The sequence below is a fragment of the Methylobacterium phyllostachyos genome, from assembly GCF_900103445.1.
In the GTDB taxonomy this organism is placed as follows: domain Bacteria; phylum Pseudomonadota; class Alphaproteobacteria; order Rhizobiales; family Beijerinckiaceae; genus Methylobacterium; species Methylobacterium phyllostachyos.
Map to the genome: position 1 here is coordinate 90051 of NZ_FNHS01000009.1, position 22661 is coordinate 112711.

A 22661-nucleotide genomic window follows, 5' to 3' on the forward strand; every position below is an offset into this window, starting at 1 on the left:
TCGCGCCACATTCGAAAGCCGCGTCCCCTCTCCCGACCCCTGCTGACGCAGGGGCCAATCTCCCCCGGAGAAGCTTGCGGTTTCACAGATCGTGCGCTGCAACTCGGCCGCAGGACGGAGCGCGGGTCCCCTCTCCCGTGCGGGAGAGGGACAGGGTGAGGGATCAGGTCTTTCAGGATTAAGCTCGCCCTGTCGGCGCATCGATGGCGCGCTCCATCCTGAGCGTTCTCGTCCCTCACCCCAACCCTCTCCCGCTCGGGAGAGGGGGCCTGTTGCGCGCTGTCGCCAGCGTCGATGTTCGCTGGAGATGTGTGCATCCGTAGCTCAGAGGGAGGGGGAGATACGGAGCCCTTCGTGCCCGTTCACGATGGAGATGTGTGGATCTACAAGCCCTACAAGCGGGGCGAGGGGAGCCCTGCTCTCACGCCGTGCCTGAGCTCCGGTCGGTTCGCCCTTTTCAACCCAACACGGCCGACAGGCGCTCCACCGCCTCCCGGGCCAAAGCCGGGCTGATGGCGAAGCAGATCCGCACCAGCCCTTCGCCCTCCGGCCCGAAGGCGGTGCCGGGGGCGACCCCGACCTTGGCCTCCCGCAGCAGGCGGAGTGCGAGGTCGAGGCTCGGCTCGTCGCCGCCCATCCGGGCCATCAGGTAGAAGGCCCCGTCGGGCGGCGCCACGGTGACGCCGGGCAGCCGGGACAGGCCGTCCACCAGGATCGCCCGGGCCTCGGCGCAGCGGTCGACCATGGTGCGGATGAAGCCGTCGCCCTCGTTCAGCGCCGCGATGCAGGCGTGCTGCACGAAGGTCGAGATCGAGGTGGTGCTATACTGCCCGAGTTTGGCGAAGGTCGGCGCCAACCCGCGCGGATAGATGACCCAACCGGCCCGCCAGCCGGTCATGGCCCAGTTCTTCGAGAAGGTGTTGGTCACGATCAGCCGATCGTCCGGCTCGCAGATCTGCAGGAACGATGGGGCGATCCGGTTGCCGTAGGTGAAGTGCGCGTAGACCTCGTCCGACAGGATCCAGAGGCCCCGGGCGCGGGCGAGGTCGCGCAGGGCCGTCATCTCGGCGAGCGGCATGGTCCAGCCCGTCGGGTTCGAGGGCGAGTTGATCATGATCACCCGCGTGCGGGGCGTCAGCGCCGCCTCGATATCGGCGAGCGGCAGGGCGAAGCGCCCGTCCGCCTGCCGCCGGTAGGGCACCGCCACCGGCACGCCGCCGGCGATGCGCACGGCCTCGCGCAGGTTCGGCCAGGCCGGGGAGGGGATGATGATCTCGTCGCCCGGCTCCAGCAGCACCTGGGCGGCCTGCATGATCGCGTTCATGCCGCCGGCCGTGACGGCGAACCGGTCGGGCGGGATCTCAACGCCCCAATGGCGGGCGTGATAGGCGCCGAGCGCCTCGCGCAGGGCCGGCAGGCCGAGCGAGGTCGTGTAGCGGGTATGCCCGGCCAGCATCGCCCGGTGCGCGGCCTCGATGATGAAGGGCGGCGTCGGCAGGTCGCCCTCGCCGATCCAGAGCTTCACCACCTCCGGGTCGTCGCGCCCGCGATCCGCCACGAGGCCGATCTGGCTCGTCCCGATACCGCGGATGCGGTCCGACAGGAGCGCGGCGAGATCGACCGGAGCGGCTTCAACAGGGGAATCGGCCATGGGGCGCGGGGGCTCTCGTGGTGTCCGGGCGCGGGCGACGCGGGGCGCATCGCAGCCCTTTGGCCCGATGCGGCGCCGTGCCGGCAGCGTCCCGATCGTGGGGTAGGGGCTGACCCTGCCGCGTTCCGGACCACGCGTCCAGACCTTCGGTTGACCCTGCGTAGCCCAGCGGCCCAGGCCGACACGTAGAAGTTATCGTCTTTTCAGAAATTTCTGAAATTACTATACAGCGAATCGCCAACGCTTGGCTGGAGGCCTGCCGTGCTCGCCCATCTCGATCCGCTGATCCTCGCCCGCATGCAGTTCGGGTTCACGGTGGCGTTCCACATCGTGTTCCCGTCCTTCTCGATCGGGCTGGCGAGCTACCTCGCTGTGCTGGAGGGCCTGTGGCTCGCCACCGGACGGCAGGTCTACATGGACCTGTTTCGCTACTGGCTGAAGATCTTCGCCATCGCCTTCGCGATGGGTGTCGTGTCGGGGCTGGTGATGTCCTACCAGTTCGGGACCAACTGGTCGGTCTTCTCCGACAAGACCGGGCCGGTGCTTGGGCCCATGATGGCCTACGAGGTGCTGTCGGCCTTCTTCCTGGAGGCCGGATTCCTCGGGGTGATGCTGTTCGGCATGACGAAGGTCGGCCCGCGGCTCCACTTCGCCGCGACCCTGATGGTGGCGCTCGGCACCTTCTTCTCGGCCTTCTGGATCCTGTCGGTGAACTCGTGGATGCAGACGCCCGCCGGCTACGGCACCAACCCACAAGGCCAGTTCGTGCCGCTCGACTGGTGGGCGGTGGTGTTCAACCCGTCCTTCCCGTTCCGCCTCGTCCACATGGTGCTGGCCGCCTACCTCACGACGTCCCTGGTGGTCGGCGCGGTCGGCGCGTGGCACCTGCTGCGCGACCGGACCAACCCGGCCGCCCGGACGATGTTCTCGATGGCGATGTGGATGGCGGCCCTGGTGGCCCCCGCCCAGATCCTGGCCGGCGACGCGCACGGGCTCAACACCCTGGAGCACCAGCCCGCCAAGGTCATGGCCATGGAGGGCCATTACCAGAGCCACCCCGACGGGGCACCGCTCGTCCTGTTCGGCCTGCCCGATCAGGAGGCCGGCACGGTCCGCTACGCGGTGGAGATCCCGAAGCTGTCTTCGCTGGTGCTGAAGCACGCCCTCGACGCGCCGCTCGCCGGCCTCGACAGCCTGCCGCGGAAGGACTGGCCGCCGGTGCCGATCGTGTTCTGGTCGTTCCGGGTGATGGTCGGCCTGGGGATGCTGATGCTCCTGCTGGGCTGCCTCAGCCTGCTCGCCCGCTTCAAGGGCCGGCTCTACGCCTGGGCGCCCCTGCACCGCTTCGCCGTCGCCATGGGACCGGCCGGCTTCGTGGCGGTGCTGGCCGGCTGGATCACCACCGAGGTCGGGCGCCAGCCCTACACGGTCTACGGCCTGCTGCGCACGGCGGACTCGGCCTCGCCGCTCGCCGGGCCGGCGGTCGCCGCCTCGCTGACCGCCTTCGTGGTGATCTACTTCTCGGTGTTCGCCATGGGGACGCTCTACATCCTGCGCCTCATGGCCAAGCCCCCGGAGGCCGGTGAGCCCGGGCTCCAGCCGGGCGCGCCGATCCGCACCGCGGGCATCACGCCCGCCCCCGCGGTCGATCCCGACCGCCATCTCCAGCCGGCCGAGTGAGGCAGCCATGCTGTACAGCGTCGATCTGACCGTGGTCTGGGCGTTCGTGATCGCCTTCGCGGTCTTCGCCTACATCGTCATGGATGGCTTCGATCTCGGCATCGGCATCCTGTTCCCGACCCTGCGGCCGGGGCCCGAGCGCGACACCGCCATGAACTCCATCGCCCCGGTCTGGGACGGCAACGAGACCTGGCTGGTGATGGGCGGGGGCGGGCTGTTCGCGGCCTTCCCGCTCGCCTACGCGGTCATCCTGCCGGCCCTTTACGCGCCGATCACCGCGATGCTGCTCGGGCTGATCTTCCGGGGCGTGGCCTTCGAGTTCCGCTGGCGCGATCCCGGCCACCGGGCCGTCTGGGACGTGGCCTTCACGGTCGGCTCGGTGGTGGCGGCCCTGGCCCAGGGGATTACCCTGGGGGCGCTGCTTCAGGGCATCACTGTCGAAGGCCGGGCCTATGCCGGCGGCTGGTGGGACTGGCTGACGCCATTCAGCCTGCTGGTCGGCGTGAGCCTCGCGGTCGCCTACGCGCTGCTCGGGGCCACGTGGCTGGTGATGCGCACCGAGGGCCTGCTCCAGCTTCAGGCCCGGCGCCTCGCCCAACGCCTCACCGTCGGGACCGTCGCGGCGATCGCTCTGGTGAGTGCCGCCACCCTGTTCCTCCAGGGGCGCTATTTCGAGCGCTGGCTCGCGATGCCGAACGTGCTCGTCACCGCGCAGGTGCCGCTCCTCGTGGCGCTCGCCGCCTATGCCCTGTGGCGGACCCTGCGGGACGGCGCCGAGCGGGCCCCCTTCCTGATCGCGCTCGGACTGTTCGCCCTGTCGTTCTTAGGGCTCGGTATCAGCATCTTCCCCGATATCGTGCCGGGGCGGATCACCATCTGGCAGGCCGCCGCCCCCGAGGCGAGCCAGATCTTCATGCTGGTCGGCGCCGTGGTGCTGGTCCCGATCATCCTGGCCTACACCGCCTACTCGTACTGGGTGTTTCGGGGTAAGGTCGACACGCACGGGTATCACTGATGGCCCCCGCCTCGCCGCTGCTCCTGTGGAAGCGCCTCGCCTGGTTCGTGGCGATCTGGGCGCTCAGCATCGTGGCCCTTGGACTGGTCGCGACGCTGCTCCGGTTCTGGCTCAGGACCTGATAGATATCCGGACAACTCCGGCCCCGCCGGATCCAGGCCCCGTCGGAACGCCCCGTGCAACTGCCCCCCCTCGTCCAGACCTTCGTGCTCCATTTCGGCGAGATGGGCTCCCGGTGGGGCATCAACCGGACGGTGGGGCAGATCTACGCCGTGCTGTTCGTGGCGGAGCGACCGCTCAACGCCGACGAGATCGTCGAGCGGCTCGGCGTGTCGCGCTCCAATGTGAGCATGGGCCTGAAGGAGCTGCAGGCCTGGAACCTCGTGCGCCTGCAGCACAGGCCCGGGGACCGGCGGGACTACTTCGCCACCCCCGAGGATGTCTGGCAGATCGTCCGCACCCTGGTCGAGGAGCGCAAGAAGCGCGAGATCGACCCGACTTTGACGCTCCTGCGCGAGCTGCTGATGCAGGAGGTCGGGACCGAGGCCGAGCGTCACGCCCAGGCGCGCCTCGGGGAGATGCACGACTTGTTCGAGCTGTTCACCGGCTGGTACGACGACATGCGCCGGCTTGAGACCGACCGTCTCATCCAGCTCCTCACCCTCGGCGCGAAGGTCCAGAAGGTGCTGGAGATGAAGGATCGGCTGACCCGCCTCGGAGGCCGGGGCGACAAGCGCGACTGAGGTGCCCGATTCCGTGGTGCCGGGACTGATTCTCCGGCTCGGATCGTCCCGCGATCAGAATCGGGCTTGGGCCAACCCGTCCCGGTAAAGGGTTACGAGGCTCACTCCGACATGCTCGATATGGGCACGCAGGACCGCCACGGCCGCGTCGATCTTCCCCAATTTGCACAGGTGCAGGATCTCCGTGTGCTCCCGCTGCGCGCGCGCGATGTCGCCGGAGGCCGTGAGCTGGAGGCGCGTCGGACGGTCGCAATCCTGTAGCAGCCCCGACACGATCGTGAGCGAGCGCGGCCGGTCCGCGTGCCGCAGCAGGTCGTAGTGGAAGCGGCGGTTCAACTCGCCCCAGCGCAGGATTTCGCCATCGCTCAGCGCCTCGCCATACGTTTTCAGCAGGTCGGCGAGATCCTGAAAATCATCATCCGTCAGGTGGGGCGCCGACAAAGCCAGAAGCTGCGGCTCGAGCTGAACGCGCAACCGGAAGATATCTTCCACCTCCTCAAGGGAGAGACCCGACACCACAGCCCCGCGATGGGGCACGATCTTGACCAAGTTGGCGGCTTCGAGTTGCAGGAGCGCTTCCCGGACCGGGATCCGGCTGATCCCGAATTCCTCGGCCAGCGCATCCTGACGGAGCTGCACGCCCGGGCGCAGTTCCCCGTTGAGGATCCGCTGCCGCAGGGAGTCGGCCACGGCCGCCGCCACCGTCTTGTGGCGCAACCGGTCAGGCACACGACGTCCAGGGACCGCAGCGAACATCGAAGCCTCGGTTAGATGGTATACATTTATACGTAGCATCTCACTGCAAGAAAGTCTCGCTACTGCAACTTGAACCTTCGTACGCGGAAACGTCAGGTTGTCGCAGTCGCGCAAGTTGAACCTCAGGGGGCGCAGCTCGCGCCTGATTCTCTATTTTATGGGAATGGGCGGGGATAATCGGGATGCTGAAAACGCGTTCTGGCAGGTCATTTATGGTCGTGCCGATATGAACGCAGGACAAACTATGCCTCATTCCGAGTCTTTCACGGCTGTAACGGTCTCATGCGAGGGTCTAATCCACAGGCGTCGTCCTCGCCCTAAAGCACGTTAGGTTGTCTCTGCAGTGAGCGTAGGATGCTGCTCGTGGGAGTTGTAGGGATCCGACCAGGGTGCATGGGCGAGACTCTGCACAAGATGCGCCATGAGGGTGGTGACGCGTGCCGGGCGCGGATCGCCGGGGGGTGTCACCAGATGCAGGGCGATCGGGGGTGGTGACCAATCGGGCAGGCACCGTTCGAGCCGACCGGCTTGCAGGTCGTCCCAGATCATAAAATCGGGCTGCAGCGCGAGGCCGAGCCCGGCGCGGAGCGCCGGCGCCAGGGCCTCGGCGTTGTTGGCTCGCAACGGTCCCCCGGGGACGATGATGGCTTCGGTGCCGGCCGCATCCCGAAACCGCCAGCGGTCCGGCGTCGGCAGGTAGGCGTAGCCGAGGCAGTTGTGCCGGGCGAGGTCGTCCGGATGGTCCGGCCGGCCGTGCCGGTCGAGATAGGCGGGCGTGGCCACCAGGGAGCGGCGGATGGCGCAAAGCCGCCGGGCCCGCAGCGACGAATCCGGCAGTGCCGCGATGCGCAGCCCGATATCGAAGCCCCCGCCCACGAGATCGACGACCGCATCCGAAAGATGCAGGTCCACCGAGACGGCCGGGTGGGTGCGGAGGAAGTCCGGTAGCAGCGGCGCCACGTGCATCACCCCGAAGGTCATCGGCGCGGCGAGCCGGACCAGCCCGCGCGGCTCCGCAGCGCCCGCGATGGCCAGCGCCTCGGCCGCCTCGCCCTCCGCCAGGATGCGCGCGGCGCTCGCCCGGGCGTTCTGCCCGGCCTCGGTCAGCGCGAGCTTGCGCGAGGTCCGGTTGAAAAGCCGCGCGCCGATCCGGGCCTCGAGCCGCCCGACCGCCTTGGAGACCGTACCCTTCGAGAGGCCGAGATCGTCCGCGGCCCGGCCGAAGGAGCCGGTCTCCACCACCTTGGCGAATACCGCCCAGGCCTCGAAATCGGGCAGTCGCATGGGTCAGATCCGGAAACGATGCGTTTCCAGCGTTTCTATTTTCCGGAGCGATGGCAAGGGGCACATTGCGGTCATCGGACACGCGCCGCCCCCGACGCGGCCGCCCCCGGAGACATCGCCATGGTTCAGACCGGCCTCCACCACGTCACGGCCTTCTCGGGCCCCGCCCCGCGCAACCTCGATTTCCACACCCGCGTGCTCGGGCTGCGGCTGGTCAAGAAGACCGTCAATTTCGACGATCCAGGCACCTACCACCTCTATTACGGCGACGCGGCCGGGCGGCCGGGCACGATCCTGACCTTCTTCCCCATCGAGCGCGCGGCGCCCGGCCGGGTCGGGGTCGGCGAGACACAGGAGACCGCCTTCCGGATCCCCCGCGCCTCCATCGGCTGGTGGACCCACCGCCTGATCGAGAAGGGCGTCGCCCACGAGCCGCTGGTCCAGGTGTTCGGCGAGCCGACCCTGCGCTTCCGGGACCCGGACGGGATGATGCTGGCGCTGGTCGGCGTCGACGATGCCGGGGATGAGGCCTGGGCCTCCGGCGAGGTCCCGGCCGAACACGCCATCCGCGGCCTGCACGGGGTCACGCTGCTCCTCGAGCGGGCGGAACCCACGGCCGCGATCCTCACGGATGTGCTGGGCCTGCACGCGGCCGGCCGCGAGGGCAACCTGATCCGCTTCGCGGGCAGCGCGGCGATCGGCGGTCTCGTGACCCTGCGGGCGGTGGGCGGCTTCCTCCCCGCCCGGCCCGGTGCGGGTTCCGTCCATCACATCGCGTTCCGGGCGGCGGACGACGCCGCGCAGGCCGCGATGGGCGAGGCGCTCGTCGCCCGGGGCCTCCACGTCACCGAGCAGCGTGACCGTCAGTACTTCCGCTCGATTTACTTCCGCGAGCCCGGCGGCGTGCTGTTCGAGATCGCCACCGACACCCCCGGCTTCGCGGTGGACGAGCCGATCGAGGCCCTCGGGTCCGCCCTGAAGCTTCCCGCCGGGCTGGAGCCACACCGGGCCGAGATCGAGGCGGTGCTGCCCAAGGTCGCCTGAACCCCGGTCCCCCCCACGGGGCGGGACATCCAACGCCGAACCAGGAGGTCGTCATGACCCAGGACACAATCGGTTTTGTCCACCGCTTCGAGCCCGGCGCGGAGGATGTGCCCCCGCTGCTGCTCCTGCACGGGACCGGTGGCGACGAGAACGACCTCCTGCCGCTCGGCCGGCTGGTCGCTCCGAGGGCCGCGCTCCTCGCACCACGCGGGCAGGTCCTCGAGAACGGCATGCCGCGCTTCTTCCGGCGCCTCGCCGAGGGTGTGTTCGACGAGGCTGACCTGCGCCGCCGGACCGAAGACCTCGCCGCCTTCGTGGCGGCGGCGCGCGCGCATTACGGTCTCCCCGCCCCCGTCGCGCTGGGCTTCTCGAACGGCGCCAACATCGCCGCCGCGCTCCTGATGCTGCGGCCGGACGCCCTGGCCGGCGCCGTGCTGATCCGCCCGATGGTGCCCTTCGCAGGGCCCCCCGCCACCGACCTCACGGGGCGGCCGATCCTGATGCTCTCCGGGGCCATGGACCCGATCGTACCGGTCGAGAATGCCCGCCGCCTCGCCGCGCAGCTCATCGCCGCCGGCGCCCAGGTGGAGCACCGGATCCTGCCCGCCGGCCACGGGCTGTCGCAGGCCGAGATCGGTCTCGCAACAGACTGGCTTCACGCCCGCGCGCCTCAGGTCGCCGCCTGAGGCCTGGCCCGGGCCATCCGAACCGGCGACCCTCATGACCGGCGCGATCTCCCCCCGCGCCGAGCGTTGCCGCACCCGTCCGCGTTGAACTCAGCAGGTGGTCTTTCCCGCATCGGTTCGGATCCGTAAGGCTGGTCCGGGACGCGCATCCTGCCCGTCCGATACGCGGGATCCCTCATGCCGGCCACCGACGCTACGCTCGCCCTCGGGATCATCGGTGCGGGGATCATGGGCGAGCGCCTGCTCGGCGCCATCAACGGGGCACCGGATTCTCCCGTCCGGGTCTCGGCCATCTGGGATCCGGCGCCGGAGGCCCTGGCCCGCATCGGCGCGGCGTTCCCGGCGGTGCCGCGTGTCGCCGATGCCGGGGCCGTCGTGGCGGCCAGCGCTTGCGTCTACGTGGCCTCCCCGCCGGCCTCGCATCTGGGTTACGCCCGGGCGGCGCTGGCGGAGGGGCGGAGCGTCTTCTGCGAGAAGCCGCTGGCGATCGACCTCGCCGAGGCGCGCCACTTCGTGGCGCAGGCCGGGGCGGCGGGCGCGGTGAACTTCCCCTTCGCCTCATCGCCTGGGGTGGCGACGCTCGAGCGCTGGATCGCCGAGGGCGCGGTCGGGACGATGCGGCGCCTCACCATCGCGGTGGAGTTCGCCCGCTGGCCGCGCCCCTGGCAGGCGGACGCGGCGCGCTGGCTCGACGCGCGGGCCGAGGGCGGTTTCACCCGCGAGGTGGTCTCGCACTTCCTGTTCCTGGCCCGACGCCTGCTCGGTCCCCTGGAGGGGATCGCGGGCCGCATCGATTTCCCGGTGTCCGGCCGCTCCGAGCGGGCGATCGCCGTCACGCTGAAGGCAGGCGGTATCCCTGTCACGCTCACAGGCCGGGTCGGCGACACCGACGCCGATGACCACAACACGTGGACGCTCGCGGGCGAGGCAGGGGCTGTACGATTGCGCGACTGGGCCATCGCCGAGCGCCTTGGCTCGGACGGGCGCTTCGAGCCGGAACCCGACGCGATCCCGAACGAGCGGTTGCGCCCCATCACGCTGCGGCGCCAGCTGGAGGGCGTCGTCCGGATGGCGCGCGGCGAGCCGCACCGTCTCGCCACCTTCGCGGAGGCGCTCGCCGTACAGGAGGCGGTGGAGACGATCCTGGCCCTGTGACGGGGTGCTACGGCGACCGGATGGCCGGCACGGCGGGCGGAGTCAGACTTCCAGAAGATCGACCAGGAACGGGATCAGCGGCGCGTCGGCGGGGGGCATGGCGAGGTCGCGCAGGGCCTTCGGCCGGACCCATTTCAGCGCCTGCCCCTCCATTGAGCGGGGCGTGCCCGACCAGCGTCGGCAGACGTAGAGCGGCATCAGGAGGTGGAAATCCGGATAGGCGTGGCTCGCGAAGGTCAGGGGCGCGAGGCACGGCTCCTCGACCCGGATGCCGAGTTCCTCCGCAAGTTCCCGGATCAGCGTCTCCTCCGGCCGCTCGCCGGGCTCGACCTTGCCGCCGGGGAACTCCCAAAATCCGGCGAGCTGCTTGCCCGCCGGGCGCTCGCTCACCAGCACGCGGCCATCGACATCGACGAGGGCCACGGCGACGACCAACAGGAGGCGAAGAGGGGTCCCCTCGGGCGCGTTCACTGTGCCACCGCGAAGGTGGCCGAGACGTCCGCGCGGTACTCGAGTATCCCGGCCGCGATCGGAACGGACGGGCCGTCGAAGCGGCTCGCGCCGCTGAAACGGAACGCCTGGGCCGCGACCGGTGAGGGGCCGTGCTCCGTCGAGAGCGCGCACAGATCGCCGAGCTTGACGCCGACGGCCGTCGCCAGCGCACGCGCACGCTCCTGCGCGTTCCGTGCGGCGGCGGTCTCCAGTTCCTCGGTGACCTTGTCGGCGTCCTTGATGCCGAAGCTGATACCGTGAATCTTATTGGCTCCGACCGAGAGGACCCGTCGCAGCAGCTCGCCGAGGCGGTTCATGTCGGCGAGGCGGATGGTGAGCAGGTTGACCGCGCGGTAGCCCGCGGGCTCCGCGGCGATCTCGCCGTTGGGCCGCCTGACCTGCTGGGTCTCCTCGACCAGGGAGAGCGAGGCCGTGCCAATGTCGGCGGCATCGACGCCGAACTCGTGCGCCTGATCGAGGATCGCCTTGACGGCCTTCGAGGCGGCATCCACGGCTTCGGCCGGATCCTGCGCCTTGGTGTCGACGCCGACCGATACCTGGGCGAAATCCGGTGTGCGGCTTACGTGCGCCTGGCCGGTGACGCTGATCTTGCGCAGGCAGGACGCATCGTCGGCCCGCACCCCGGAGGCCAGTGCCAGAATCAGGATCGCGCCGGCGAGAGCCGCCCTCACGAGCGGTAATCCCCGTTGATCTCGATATAGGCCTTGGTCAGGTCGCAGGTCCAAACCCGGGCTTGGCCGTCGCCCAGGCCGAGATCCACCCGGATCTCGATCTCCGGCTCGCGCATCACGGCGCTCGCGGCCGCCTCGCTGTAATCCGGATCCCGGGCGCCCTGGACGGCCACCCGCACGTCACCGAACCAGATGGCCAGCCGGTCCCGGTCGGCCGGCTCGCCGGCCTTGCCGACCGCCATCACGACCCGGCCCCAATTGGCGTCCTCCCCCGCGACCGCGGTCTTCACCAGCGGTGAATTGGCGATCGACATGGCGATGCGGTGGGCGGACGCATCGCTCTCGGCCCCCGTGACCCGCACGGTGACGAACTTGCGCGCGCCCTCGCCATCCTTGGCGACGAGCTGCGCCAGCTCGATCAGCAGGCTGTCCAGGGCGTCGCGGAAGCCCGAAAGCCGCGGATCGGCCGGGTCCGACACCGGCGCGTTGCCGGCCTTCCCGGTCGCGAACAGCATCAGCGTGTCGGAGGTGGAGGTGTCGCCGTCGACCGTCACGCAATTGAAGCTGGTCTTCGTCCCCGCGGATAGGAGCGCCTGAAGCACCGCCTGGGGCAGGGCAGCGTCGGTGAACACGAAGGACAGCATCGTCGCCATGTCGGGGGCGATCATGCCGGCGCCCTTGGCGATGCCGTTGATCGTCACCGTCACGCCGTCGATCGTGGCCGTGCGGGTCGCGAGCTTCGGGAACGTGTCGGTGGTCATGATGGCGCGCGCCGCCTCGGTCCAGGCTGCCGAGCCGTCCGTGGCCCGGGCCGCGCAATCGGCCAGCACGCCCTCGAAGCGCTCGGCCGGCAGCGGCTCGCCGATCACGCCGGTCGAGGCGACGTAGACCTCGCGGGCGCCGCAGCCCGCCGCCTGCGCGGCGATCTCGACGGTGCGGGCCACCGCCTCCCGGCCGAGCCGGCCCGTGAAGGCGTTAGCGTTGCCGGAATTGACGACCAGCGCCCGCGCCGAACCATCGGCCAGGGCCTCCCGGCACCAGTCGACCGGTGCGGACGGGCATTTCGAACGGGTGAAGACGCCGGCCGCCTGGGTCCCGGCCTCAAGCGCCACGAAGAGCACATCGGTGCGGCCGCTGTAGCGGATACCGGCCTGGGCGGTGGCGATTCGCACCCCCGGCAGGAGGGGCAGCTCCGGCAGAGCGGTAGGGGCCAGCGGGGAGACGGGCGGGGATTTCGCGGACGACATCGGCTCGGGCTCCGGCAGCGCGCGGTGGTGGTTCGCGGGCGGCCCGGTTGTTGCCCGCGGGACCCCGGCTGCGTCAACCGTATGCCCGTCCTATGATCAGGAATCCCGACTGCCGCCCGATTAGGCGACGACGGCGCGGAATGCGGCGCCTTCGCGGCTGAAGGCTTGCGTCGGGATTGCAACCCGGCATAGCATGCTGCATCGCAAAGCCATCGCGAAGTCGAGTGCGGAATGTCCACAGCCGACGTCGGGACTGCCTCAAGCCAGCTGCCTCAGGGCGGCTGCTACCGGATACAGGTCCTGGTCGTCGGCCGCCTCAAGCGCTGGCGCGACGAGGTGGCCGCGCAGGTGCGCCGGCTGGGTTATCAGGTCACCGCCTGCGACCGCGGCGTCGACGCCATGACGGTCCTGGCGCTGGGCCTGCCGGTGGACGTGATGGTGGTGGATTCCGGCCTGCAGGGCGGATTGTGCTGTGCACAGCTTGCGGTCGAAGCCCGGACCCTGCGCCCGGGGCTGCGCATCGTGCTGGCAGGCGATGCACTCGACGATCCGAAGCCGGAGGCACCGGCCCAGATCCCCGACGCGTTGCGCGTCCGGCACGACCAACTCCTGAGCGCGATGGTGGCCACGCTGATGCGGGAAGCCCTGGCCGATCGCGCCGCCTGACCGGACGCGTCGCCTCCTGAAGGCACGCCCCCTGCCTGTGTACTTCGGACCGGCCGACGAGATGACCTGTGCCGAACTTGGCGCGTGGGCGCCCGTCGCGAATCGCCCGGCGCCCGCACAGGGCTGATTCGCCTCCATACGGTTCAGCTGTCTCGCGCGGAAGACCCGGGTGAAGCATTGGTCGATCAAGTCCGGGTCCGGACCCGAGACCGATGCCTAGCCGGCTATTCCGGCGAAGACCGGATCATCGCGCGGCCGAAAAGTGCGAAGCTCGAAACGTCGAAATCGCTCCGTAATTGGCTCGCTCAGGTTGTAGAGCATCGTATCTCCGACGGTGTAAAAAGTTTTTCCCTCCAATCGTTTAGTCGGGAAAATTTTCCTTCAACCCTCATGCAGCCCCGCGTATGAGTATATTCCAGAACTATAGAACTCGCAAACTCCAATCTATACTGTATAAATACGAATAACTTAAGGTTACGATCTCGATTTGACACAAGAGTGTCACGGGCAACTCGCCTTCTGGCCAAGTTTGATCGCGCAAAGATCTCTTCAGCCAGAGGGATGGCTATCGTGAAGATCGGAATACGTATCCGTCTCTATGCCGGGTTTACCCTGCTCGTCGTGATCGCCGCTGTCATCGGCGCCTTCGCGAGTTACCAACAGAACAAGCTCAACCGGGAATATGAAGCGCTGAGCTTCGTGGGGGAGAGCGCTCAGGAAATCATCGCCATGGACGGCCTCGCCGCCCAACTCTCCGCCAAAGCCGAGCTTTACCGCGTGGCGCCGGATGCCGCACAGATCACCGCCATGCAGGGGTTGCGGCGTTTGATCGAGGAGACCGCCAACCAGCGCACGGCCAAGGCCCTGACCGAGAATGGACAACAGCTCTATCGCGCCATCGTCGGCAGCGCGGCTTCGTTGGAGGCTGATCTCGCCCGTCTCGCGGAGGCCGGCGCCCAGCTCGACGCGGCGCGGCTGCGCATCATCAAGGACGGCAACAACCTGACGCACCTCCGCGAGAAAACGCTCTCGAACATAGACCAGGGCAGCAGCGACGCAGTGAAGCTGCAGGCCAGCCGCGTGGAGAATGCCATCCTGGCCGCGCGCGTCGCCGCCGCCCGCACCATGATCGACCACGACCCGATCTATCGAGACGAGTTCCGGGGCAAGATCCAGCAGGCCCGCGCCGTGCTTCAGTCCCTCAACGGGCCGATCAAGGACCTCGCTGAGGCACTTGCCACCTACGAGGCTGATCTCAGCGGCTACCACGACGCGGTGGTCAAGTCGAAGATGACGTTCGAGACCGGCATCAAGCCGCATACGGATGCCATCGCGGCGGATTGTGCCGCGCTCCGTCAGCGGATTCTGACGGCGGTGACGCGGCTCAAGGACTCGGCGGCCGAGATGGCGCTGCAGGCCTGGCGCGTCTTGGTCGGCCTCGGCGCGCTTGCCCTGGTCATCGGCGTGGCGCTGGCCTTCATCATCGCGCGCAGCATCATCCGACCCATCGACGGCATGGTGAAGGCCATGGCGCGCCTCGCCGATGGCGACACGGATCTCGTCGTTCCCTCGCAGGATGCCGCGGGCGAGCTGGGCGCCATGGCCAAGGCCGTGGAGATCTTCCGGAAGAACGCCATCGTCCGGGCCGAGCTGGAGGCCGCGCAGGCCGCCGAGCAGGCAGCCCGCCTGAGCCGGGCCGAGCGTCGCGAGAAGCTGGTCGAGATCTTCGACCAGAAGGTCGCCGCCTCCCTGGAGATCGTCACCCTGGCTACCAACGAGCTCGATGCCACGGCCCGCTCGATGACGCAGATCGCCGACGACGCCAACAATCAGGCAGTCGCCTCCAGCACGGCCGCCGACCTCGCTTCCATGAACGTGGAAACCGTGGCGGCCGCCGCCGAGGAGATGGTGTCCTCACTCCAAGAAATCGAGCGGCAGGTACTGCGCGCTAACGAGGCTGCTGGTCTTGCGGCCCACGAGGCCGAGGCGAGCGAGGCCGCCATGGCGAGCCTGCGCGCCGCGTCCGAGCAGATCGGTGCCGTGGTGACGACGATTTCCGGGATCGCCGCCCAGACCAACCTCCTGGCGCTCAACGCCACGATCGAGGCGGCCCGGGCCGGCGAGGCGGGGCGCGGCTTCGCGGTGGTCGCCGCCGAGGTGAAGGAGCTGGCTGGCCAGACCGCCAAGGCGACCGACGAGATCGGTGGACTGATCGCGGCAATCCAGGCTGCCACGGCTCAGTCTGCGGCGGCGATGCAGCAGATCGCGCACACGATCACGAGCGTGAACGAGATCAGCGGGGCCATCGCCTCGACGGTGGTGGAGCAGACGGCGGCGACCAGCGAGATCTCGCGCAATGCCGGCGAAGCCGCGAAGGGGACGCAGGACGTCTCATCCAACGTCGCGCGGGTACTGGCGGCCGCTGGCGAGACCGGCAGCGCCGCCGCGCAGGTGCTGAGCGCGGCGGCCGAGCTCGCCAAGCAGTCGCTTGCCGTCAAGCAGGAGGTCGACGGCTTCCTGCGTAACATTCAGACCGTGTGAGTCCACGCGGCGGCCGGCCGCCGCGTGGCGTCAGATCGCGGCGGCGGGATCCGTCTCGTCGCCGTCGCGGCTGCGCCGCGCGCGCGGGCGGCGATCGAGAAGGGATCGACCCAGGGCCCGCAGGGGAGCCGCAAGCCGCCGGGCATCCTCGGCGCGCTCCATGATGCGCTCGCCGTTGCGGATCTCCTTGTCGAGCCGTGCCATCGTCCGGGCGAGCGCCGGATCGTCGTCGTCGAGCCAGACCTGCGTCACGCGGGCGAAGGCGATCACGACGCCCTGGAGCTTGAACTGGCCGAGCGGACCCTCGGTGTCGATCCCCGCCGCCGCCAGCATGTAGCGGTGGGAGTTCAGCATGACGCCGTTCAGTGCCAGCATCGACAGGGGCTCGCCGCGCAGCGCATAGGCGATCCGGCGGAGCGCCGGCTTGTAGGGTTCCATCGCGTCGAGGCGGCGCATCAGCACGTCGAACAGGCGCTCGCGGGTCGGCTCCTCCTCAAGGCCCGTGAGGTCGCCATCCAGGACCTTGCGATCGATGATTCGGGTCAGCCCGCCGAGGATCGCGCCCTTCGACGGAAACAGATCACGCAGTTCGGCGAGCGTCAGTCCCGCCTCCTGGGCGATGTCGCCGATCTCGATGTCGTTCCAGGGCTGCTCGGCGGCGAGCCGCATCAACGCCTCGACGGCGGCCTCCCGGGGTGGCAGCTTGGGCGGGCTGTCGCTCGGCGCTGCGCCTGTCCGAGCGGCAGTCTCGGGTGCAACGTTCTCCTGCACGATACTCTCCGATCCGCTGCTCGCCTGAGCCGGGCTCACGGCCTTGCGGGGGCGCTTTGCGGGGCCTTTGCTTTCAGTCATGGGTCGTCGCCCGCTCCTGTCGGTCGTCTCACCTGATGTAGGCAGTCGGTGGCGGAAGGGCAGGGGTTTCGCGCGGCCATGCCGCACGGGGCCGGCCGGAGGTCAGCCGGCGAGCTCCTGGGCCCGCCGCCGGGCCGCCACGACGGCCTCCCGCATTAGGGCGCCAAGGCCGTCCAGGCGCATCAGCACGTCGAGGGCCGCCGCCGTCGTGCCGCCGGGGGATGTCACGTTGCGGCGCAGCTCCGCCGCCTCGGCGGGATTCGCGTCGAGGAGCGCGCCAGCCCCCGAAACTGTCGCCCGGGCGAGACGGTGTGCCACCTCCGGGTCGAGCCCGGCCGCGATCCCCGCCTCGGCCAGCGCCTCGACCATGAGGAAAACATAGGCCGGCCCGGATCCCGAGAGGGCCGTCACAGCGTCGATCTGCGCCTCGTCGGGAAGCCATGCGACGGTGCCGTTCGCCGCCAGCAGGCCGTCCGCGGAGGCGCGCTGCTCAGGGCTGACCTCTGGATTCGCATAGGCGCCCGTGGCGCCCCGGCCGATGCTGGCGGGTAGGTTCGGCATCGCCCGGACCACGGCCCGCGCGCGGGGAAGCCGCTCGCGCAGGTTCGCGACGGTCTTGCCGGCCAGGATCGAGACCACAAGCGTGTCGCGGCCGATCAGCCGGTCGAGGCCGGAGGACGCCGCTTCGAGCCCCTGCGGCTTGATCCCTAAGACCAGCACGGCACCGGGCTCGGCGGCTGGCGGATTGAGGGCGAGCCCCCGTTCCGCGCACAGATCGACGATTTCCCGGCTCGGCACGGGGTCGATGAGGGTCGTGCGGCCCGGATCGAGGCCCGCCGCGAGCCAGCCCGCCAGCATCGCTCCGCCCATCTTGCCGGCCCCGGCCAGGACCAGCGAGGCGGGCATCGAGGCGGCGTTCGCCCCCGGGGCGGTCACGCCTCGCCTTCGGTCTCGAACAGCACGGCGTCCAGCGCCTCGCGGGCGCTCTTGCCGGCCCAGAGCACGAACTGGAAGGCCTGATAGTAGCGCTCGCAGGCATCCACCGCGGTCTTCATCATGGTGGCGCATTGCGGGTGGGTCGGAACCGCGCCGCCCGTCAGCAGGTGCGCGTGACGGAACATCACCACGCTGTCGCTCGACCACAGGTCGAAATGCCCGACCCAGAGCTGCTCGTTGATCAGCGCAACGAGGCGCATCACCTCGGTCCGCTGCCTCTCTTGAACCTTGAGATCGAACGCGCAGGCCACGTGCAGCGCCTCCACGTCCTCGATCCAGGTGAAGGCGACATTGTAATCGGTCCAGCGGCCTGGGCTCGTCACCGACATCTCGTCGGTTTCGGCCCGGTCGAAGATCCAATCGCGCAGGGACGCCAGACGTTCGACGACGTCGAGCGGATGCTCGTTTCTGTCCGGATCGTGAAAGTCGACGTTGAGCAGCGGCATGACGATCCAAAAGGACGGCCCGGACGAAAAGTCCGGCCCACCGTGAGCGGTGATGCGAAACCGGAGTGTCGAGAACACTCCGAGACCTTGAACAGCCGGCCGATCTGCGCCGGGGGTGATGCGATCGACTGTCGAAGCTCCGCGGACATCGCCCCGCAGCCCCCGAATCACCCTATGCCCACTATAAACCGGCCGTGACTCGCGACACAAAGTGCAGCCCATAATCGGTGAACAGGAAACCGGATCATCGCTGCGGCTTCCTGTGTAAAAGCCCCGGGCGTTGCCGCGGGGACTCAGGCCGTGGCTCAGACCACCTCGCTGAGGCCGGCCGCGCCCCCCGCGGCGGCCGGGCCGGCTTTCGCCTCCAGGGCCGCGACACGGGCCGTGAGGGCCTCGTTCTGCGCCTGCAGGCTGGTCACGAGATCGCGCAGGACGTCGAGTTCTTCCCGGGAGGCAATATCGAGGTCGCGGATGACGCGCTCGAGCTGAGCCCGGACCACAGTCTCGGCCTCGCGGCGCACGCCCTGCGCGGCGCCAGCGGCGTCGGTCATCAGGCGGGCGAGGTCATCGAACAGGCGATTGGAGGGGGGCATCAGGGTCTCCCGGATCGGCCGGCTGCCGCGACGGCCGCCTGACGGCGCGATTCGAGCTGACGAGATAGGAATCTTCGAGGAGTCGGGCAACGCCCGGATCGTCGGGAGCGAAGCGAGGCCCGATCGGACCCCGCTCCGCCCCGAAATCACATGCGGTGCATGCGATTCATACGGTGCATGCGGTGATGCATCATCCGCCGCTCCATCCGACGGTGCATGCGGTGGTGCATCATGCGGCGCTCCATCCGATGGTGCATCATGCGCCGCTCCATGGGCGTCATCCGCACCTGGGTCACGGCATCGGGGGCCGCGACGGCACCCGGCATGGCAGGGGCTGCGGAGGCGGGCTGCACGAGGGCGGCACCGCCCAGCGAGGCCAGCACGGCGAAGGCGAAGGTCAGTTTCCTCACGAGGAGACTCCAATTCTCTGATGGCCGGGTATGAGGCCCGGTTCATCCTCCCGGACGGGAGGTGCGGAGAGTCGTCTCGTGCCGCGGGCGGCACGGCGGGCCGTCGAGGGCCCGCCGCCATCAACTTCTAACTTAGAGATTCGTTTCCTCGAACGCCTTCACCCATTCGGCGCAGATGCCGGAGCGGACAATGTCGTTCCGGGTAAACTCAACCACCGGTATCGGCATCATCCGGCTTTTGACGAGGTGCATCACGGTGCGGAGCCCTGAGGTCTCGCGCAGGTCGGTCTGCGAGACGTCGCCATTGATGATGACCTGGCAATCGTCGCCGATCCGGGTCAGGAACATCTTGATCTCGGCGGTGGTGGTGTTCTGTGCCTCGTCGAGGATCACGAGGCAGTTCTTGAAGGTGCGCCCGCGCATCACTTCGAACGGGACGATCTCGATATCGCCGGCCTTGAGCGCGATCTCGAAGGCGGCGGCGCCCATCCGCTCCTTCATGGCCTCGGTCAGCGGAGCGACCCAGGGGGCGATCTTCTCTTCGAGGGTTCCGGGGAAGAAGCCGAGCGAGCGGCCCGAGGGCACGTTCGGGCGGGTGATGACCACTTTGGCGATACGGCGCTGGCGGAGCTGATCCGCGGCACGGGTCCCGGCGATGAAGGTCTTGCCGGTGCCGGCAGGCCCCAGGACGATGACCTGCGGGGAGCGGGCGAGGGCGTCGAGATACTCGGCTTGGCGTTCGGTGAGGGGCTGGATCGGGCTGAGGTTGCGTTCTTCGTCGAAGCGTGTGCGGTGAATGCGGGACGTGCGGTCTTCAACCAATTCAAGGCGTGCGCGGCGTCTCTTCATGGATGTACACTCCAACGGGACTTGCCAACCTGGATTTGTCGCTGAACTGCCGTTTACCTATTTGCTCCCGGATCTACTCGTTTTGCGGAACTAATACGGGCCCCTTCCCAAAGGTTCCGCGCCGCGCTCGTCCGCCTGTGGAGAGCGTCACGACATGCCGTGCGCGGCCGAATACGCAATGCAACTGCCGCACCAGCGTGATTCGTGCCCCACGATTGCGCGCAGGGTGTGACCAGGGGGTGACGATGGACTCGGCCGGTTCGGAAAAAGGCGCCGTGCTGGCGCGGATGCATCAGGGCTGGCATCGGGCTCGGGATGGGGGAAGCGCGATGACGCGGCATCCGGCACGATCCTCCCCGCCCGCAGGGGCGAAGCCGCCGATCCTGCCGCCCTGAAACGTCTGGGCTTGATCGGCGGGACGCGCCTCACCCGGCCTGGATGAAGCTGTCGAGGACCATCTTCCGGCCGGCCTTGTCGAAGTCAACGGTCAGCTTGTTGCCGTCCACGCCGGCGATCGTTCCGGGGCCGAACTTGGTGTGGAAGACCCGCTGGCCGTTCTCAAACGCGGAGGGCGCGCCCGTGGACTTGGCGATCAGCTCGCCCTCGATCTGGCGCGGGCCACCGCGCTGTCCGCCCGAACGCCCGCCCGGTGCGGCGTTGAATCCGCGGCCGCCCTGGGGCGCCGTGTTGGCCTGCGCCCGCTGCCAGCCGGGCGTGCCGTAGCTCGACCCGAACGGCGTCGGGTTTCGGTCGAACCGCGAGGCGCCGGCAGAGAAATGCGCGGGGGCCTCGACCACGTCGACGGCCGATTCCGGCAACTCGTCGATGAACCGGGACGGGATGGTCGAGGACCAGAGGCCGTGGATGCGCCGGTTCACTGCAAACGACAGCTTGGCCCGCTTGCGCGCCCGGGTCAGCCCGACATGGGCGAGGCGCCGCTCCTCTTCCAGGCCCGCCCGGCCGCTCTCGTCGAGCGCCCGCTGGCTGGGGAACAGGCCGTCCTCCCAGCCGGGGAGGAACACGGTATCGAATTCCAGCCCCTTGGCGGCGTGGAGCGTCATGAGCGAGACCCGGTCGGCGCCCTCGGTCTCGGAGGCCTCCATGACCAGAGAGACGTGCTCCAGGAAGGCCGCCAGGTCGGGGAATTCCTCCATGGAGCGGACGAATTCCTTCAGGTTCTCCAGGCGCCCGGCGGCGTCGGCCGAGCGGTCCTTCTGCCACATCTCGGTGTAGCCGGACTCCTCGAGGATGGTCTGCGCCACCTCGCTGTGGGGCTGCGATTCCGCGAGGCGCGCCCAGCGGGAAAAGCTCTCGGTCAGTGCCCGCAGGGTGGAGCGGACCCGGGGCTTCAGCTCGTCGGTCTCGCACAGGCGCTCGGCGGCGATCCGCAGGGGCAGCCGGTTGGCGCGTCCGTAGGTGTGGAGCTGCTGGAGCGTCGCGTCGCCGAGGCCGCGCTTCGGGGTGTTCACGATCCGCTCGAAGGCGAGGTCGTCGCTGACGTTCACGGTGGCACGCAGATACGCCAACGCGTCGCGGATCTCGGCCCGCTCGTAAAAGCGCGGGCCGCCGATGACCCGATAGGGCAGCCCGAGCTGGACGAAGCGATCCTCGATCTCGCGCATCTGGGCGGAGATCCGCACCAGCACGGCGATCTCGGACAGGGGATGCTGCTTGGACTGGAGGGATTCGATCGACTCGGCGAGCATCCGCGCCTCCTCCTCGGAATCCCAGGCGCCCGTGACGGTGACGCGCTCGCCCGGCTCGTCGTCGGTACGCAGGGTCTTGCCGAGCCGGCTCTCGTTCTTCGCGATCAGGCCGGAGGCGGCCGCCAGGATGTGGCCGGTGGAGCGGTAGTTGCGCTCCAGGCGCACCACCACCGCGCCAGGAAAATCGTGCTCGAAGCGCAGGATGTTGTCGACCTCGGCGCCGCGCCAGCCATAGATCGATTGGTCGTCGTCACCCACGCAGGCGATGTTTTTTCGGGATTGTGCCAGCAATCTTAGCCAGAGGTACTGGGCGACGTTGGTATCTTGGTACTCGTCCACCAGGATGTAGCGGAAGCGGTCCTGATAGTTGGCAAGCACATCGGGATTCTCGCGCCACAGCTTAAGGCACAGCAGCAGAAGATCTCCGAAATCGACGGCGTTCAGCGTCGCCAGCCGCGCCTCATAGGCGGTGTAGAGCGTCCCGCCCTTGCCGAACGCGAAGGCCGAAGCCTCGCCCGGGGGCACCTGCTCGGGGCCGAGGCCGCGGTTCTTCCAGCCGTCGATGGCGGAGGCGAGCGCCCGGGCAGGCCAGCGCTTCTCGTCCACGTTCTGGTCGGCGATCACCTGCTTCATCAGCCGGAGCTGGTCGTCGGTGCCGAGGATGGTGAAGTCGGATTTCAGCCCGACTAGCTCGGCATGGCGGCGCAGGATCTTGGTGCCGATGGCGTGGAAGGTGCCGAGCCAGGGCATACCCTCGCCGGCGGGGCCGATCAGGGCGCCGATCCGGTGCTTCATCTCCCGGGCGGCCTTGTTGGTGAAGGTCACCGCCAGGATATCGAAGGGCCGCGCCCGGTTCGTGGCGATCAGGTGAGCGATGCGGGTGGTGAGCACCCGGGTCTTGCCGGTGCCGGCCCCAGCCAGCACGAGGACCGGACCCTCCGTGGTCTCGACGGCGCGGCGCTGCTCCGGGTTGAGGCCGTCCAGGTAGCCGGCGGCGTCGCGGCGGAGTGCGCCCATGGCGCGGGCGGCGATGGAGGAGGACGGAGCGCCGTCCCCGGCGGGCTGCGCATGCGGGCGGTTCTGCATCCCGCTTCCCTGGACCAAATCGCGAACGGCGTCGAGGTGGTTCGGGCGGGATGCGACCGGAGGGTGTGGGG

At 69.1% G+C, this 22661-nt stretch carries 22 protein-coding genes; 9 read left to right on the top strand and 13 right to left on the bottom strand.

The features are described from left to right. Window positions 1-457: 457 nt before the first annotated feature. Entirely contained in the window at window positions 458-1651 is a 1194-nt protein-coding gene (locus BLQ49_RS15680; RefSeq protein WP_091717211.1) for a pyridoxal phosphate-dependent aminotransferase, read from the bottom strand. Between the two features lie 261 nt (window positions 1652-1912). Between BLQ49_RS15680 and BLQ49_RS15685 the strand changes: the two genes are divergently transcribed. Genes BLQ49_RS15685 through BLQ49_RS15700 form a run of 4 tightly spaced genes read left to right on the top strand, consistent with a single transcriptional unit; the run spans window position 1913 to window position 5089 of the window. Beyond that, a complete protein-coding gene (locus BLQ49_RS15685) occupies window positions 1913-3331 on the top strand; it encodes a cytochrome ubiquinol oxidase subunit I (RefSeq protein WP_091717213.1) in 1419 nt (472 codons plus the stop codon). 7 nt (window positions 3332-3338) lie between these two features. After that, window positions 3339-4346 carry a cytochrome d ubiquinol oxidase subunit II gene (gene cydB, locus BLQ49_RS15690; RefSeq protein ID WP_091717215.1) on the top strand — a complete coding sequence of 336 codons (1008 nt, stop codon included), beginning with the start codon at window positions 3339-3341 and terminating at the stop codon, window positions 4344-4346. Further along, window positions 4346-4468 carry a DUF2474 family protein gene (locus BLQ49_RS15695; RefSeq protein ID WP_091717217.1) on the top strand — a complete coding sequence of 41 codons (123 nt, stop codon included), beginning with the start codon at window positions 4346-4348 and terminating at the stop codon, window positions 4466-4468. The genes cydB and BLQ49_RS15695 overlap by 1 nt, the downstream gene beginning before the upstream one ends. 54 nt (window positions 4469-4522) lie before the next feature. Then, on the top strand, window positions 4523-5089 hold the full coding sequence (locus tag BLQ49_RS15700; RefSeq protein WP_091717219.1) for a GbsR/MarR family transcriptional regulator: 567 nt from the start codon (window positions 4523-4525) through the stop codon (window positions 5087-5089). Window positions 5090-5143: 54 nt separating this feature from the next. Here the strand turns inward: BLQ49_RS15700 and BLQ49_RS15705 are convergent, their stop codons facing one another. Together BLQ49_RS15705 and BLQ49_RS15710 are read right to left on the bottom strand one after the other, a co-directional pair. After that, window positions 5144-5845 (bottom strand): GntR family transcriptional regulator, encoded by a 702-nt coding sequence (locus BLQ49_RS15705; protein ID WP_091717221.1) that lies wholly within the window; start codon window positions 5843-5845, stop codon window positions 5144-5146. A gap of 327 nt (window positions 5846-6172) precedes the next feature. Beyond that, complete coding sequence (locus BLQ49_RS15710; protein ID WP_091717223.1) at window positions 6173-7129, bottom strand: LysR family transcriptional regulator; 957 nt, start codon at window positions 7127-7129, stop codon at window positions 6173-6175. Window positions 7130-7249: 120 nt separating this feature from the next. On the opposite strand from BLQ49_RS15710, the gene BLQ49_RS15715 reads away from it, so the two are divergent. From BLQ49_RS15715 to BLQ49_RS15725, 3 genes are all read left to right on the top strand, one after another. Then, window positions 7250-8173, top strand: coding sequence for a ring-cleaving dioxygenase (locus BLQ49_RS15715; RefSeq protein ID WP_091717225.1), 924 nt, complete (start codon window positions 7250-7252; stop codon window positions 8171-8173). 53 nt (window positions 8174-8226) lie between these two features. Further along, on the top strand, window positions 8227-8859 hold the full coding sequence (locus BLQ49_RS15720; RefSeq protein ID WP_091717227.1) for an alpha/beta hydrolase: 633 nt from the start codon (window positions 8227-8229) through the stop codon (window positions 8857-8859). 177 nt (window positions 8860-9036) lie between these two features. Then, entirely contained in the window at window positions 9037-10014 is a 978-nt protein-coding gene (locus tag BLQ49_RS15725; protein ID WP_091717229.1) for a Gfo/Idh/MocA family protein, read from the top strand. Window positions 10015-10056: 42 nt separating this feature from the next. Here the strand turns inward: BLQ49_RS15725 and BLQ49_RS15730 are convergent, their stop codons facing one another. The 3 genes from BLQ49_RS15730 to argJ are packed head-to-tail and all read right to left on the bottom strand — an operon-like array spanning window position 10057 to window position 12445. Beyond that, window positions 10057-10485, bottom strand: a complete 429-nt coding sequence (locus BLQ49_RS15730; RefSeq protein WP_091717231.1) for a (deoxy)nucleoside triphosphate pyrophosphohydrolase — start codon at window positions 10483-10485, stop codon at window positions 10057-10059. After that, on the bottom strand, window positions 10482-11198 hold the full coding sequence (locus tag BLQ49_RS15735) for an SIMPL domain-containing protein (RefSeq protein WP_091717233.1): 717 nt from the start codon (window positions 11196-11198) through the stop codon (window positions 10482-10484). The genes BLQ49_RS15730 and BLQ49_RS15735 overlap by 4 nt, the downstream gene beginning before the upstream one ends. After that, window positions 11195-12445 (bottom strand): bifunctional glutamate N-acetyltransferase/amino-acid acetyltransferase ArgJ, encoded by a 1251-nt coding sequence (gene argJ, locus BLQ49_RS15740; RefSeq protein WP_091717235.1) that lies wholly within the window; start codon window positions 12443-12445, stop codon window positions 11195-11197. Before argJ ends, BLQ49_RS15735 begins: the two co-directional genes overlap by 4 nt. Before the next feature lie 231 nt (window positions 12446-12676). On the opposite strand from argJ, the gene BLQ49_RS15745 reads away from it, so the two are divergent. Both BLQ49_RS15745 and BLQ49_RS15750 read left to right on the top strand, forming a co-directional pair. Next, the gene (locus tag BLQ49_RS15745) at window positions 12677-13111 is read left to right on the top strand and encodes a response regulator (RefSeq protein ID WP_091717237.1); all 435 of its coding nucleotides are present in this window, start codon (window positions 12677-12679) and stop codon (window positions 13109-13111) included. Between the two features lie 570 nt (window positions 13112-13681). Next, window positions 13682-15652: a methyl-accepting chemotaxis protein gene (locus tag BLQ49_RS15750; RefSeq protein ID WP_244507618.1), complete on the top strand. Its 1971-nt coding sequence runs from the start codon at window positions 13682-13684 to the stop codon at window positions 15650-15652. 30 nt (window positions 15653-15682) lie between these two features. Here the strand turns inward: BLQ49_RS15750 and BLQ49_RS15755 are convergent, their stop codons facing one another. From BLQ49_RS15755 to BLQ49_RS15785, 7 genes are all read right to left on the bottom strand, one after another. After that, window positions 15683-16504, bottom strand: coding sequence for a TetR/AcrR family transcriptional regulator (locus tag BLQ49_RS15755; RefSeq protein WP_208859065.1), 822 nt, complete (start codon window positions 16502-16504; stop codon window positions 15683-15685). A 102-nt stretch (window positions 16505-16606) separates the two neighbouring features. Next, on the bottom strand, window positions 16607-17410 hold the full coding sequence (gene proC / locus BLQ49_RS15760; RefSeq protein ID WP_091717543.1) for a pyrroline-5-carboxylate reductase: 804 nt from the start codon (window positions 17408-17410) through the stop codon (window positions 16607-16609). 26 nt (window positions 17411-17436) lie between these two features. Beyond that, window positions 17437-17946 (bottom strand): type III secretion system chaperone family protein, encoded by a 510-nt coding sequence (locus tag BLQ49_RS15765; RefSeq protein WP_091717242.1) that lies wholly within the window; start codon window positions 17944-17946, stop codon window positions 17437-17439. A 305-nt stretch (window positions 17947-18251) separates the two neighbouring features. Then, window positions 18252-18539 (bottom strand): accessory factor UbiK family protein, encoded by a 288-nt coding sequence (locus tag BLQ49_RS15770; protein ID WP_091717244.1) that lies wholly within the window; start codon window positions 18537-18539, stop codon window positions 18252-18254. A 146-nt stretch (window positions 18540-18685) separates the two neighbouring features. Continuing rightward, window positions 18686-18949 carry a hypothetical protein gene (locus BLQ49_RS15775; RefSeq protein WP_091717246.1) on the bottom strand — a complete coding sequence of 88 codons (264 nt, stop codon included), beginning with the start codon at window positions 18947-18949 and terminating at the stop codon, window positions 18686-18688. 132 nt (window positions 18950-19081) lie between these two features. Then, complete coding sequence (locus tag BLQ49_RS15780; protein WP_091717248.1) at window positions 19082-19798, bottom strand: PhoH family protein; 717 nt, start codon at window positions 19796-19798, stop codon at window positions 19082-19084. 425 nt (window positions 19799-20223) lie between these two features. Then, the gene (locus tag BLQ49_RS15785; protein ID WP_091717250.1) at window positions 20224-22590 is read right to left on the bottom strand and encodes an ATP-dependent helicase; all 2367 of its coding nucleotides are present in this window, start codon (window positions 22588-22590) and stop codon (window positions 20224-20226) included. Window positions 22591-22661: the final 71 nt, after the last annotated feature.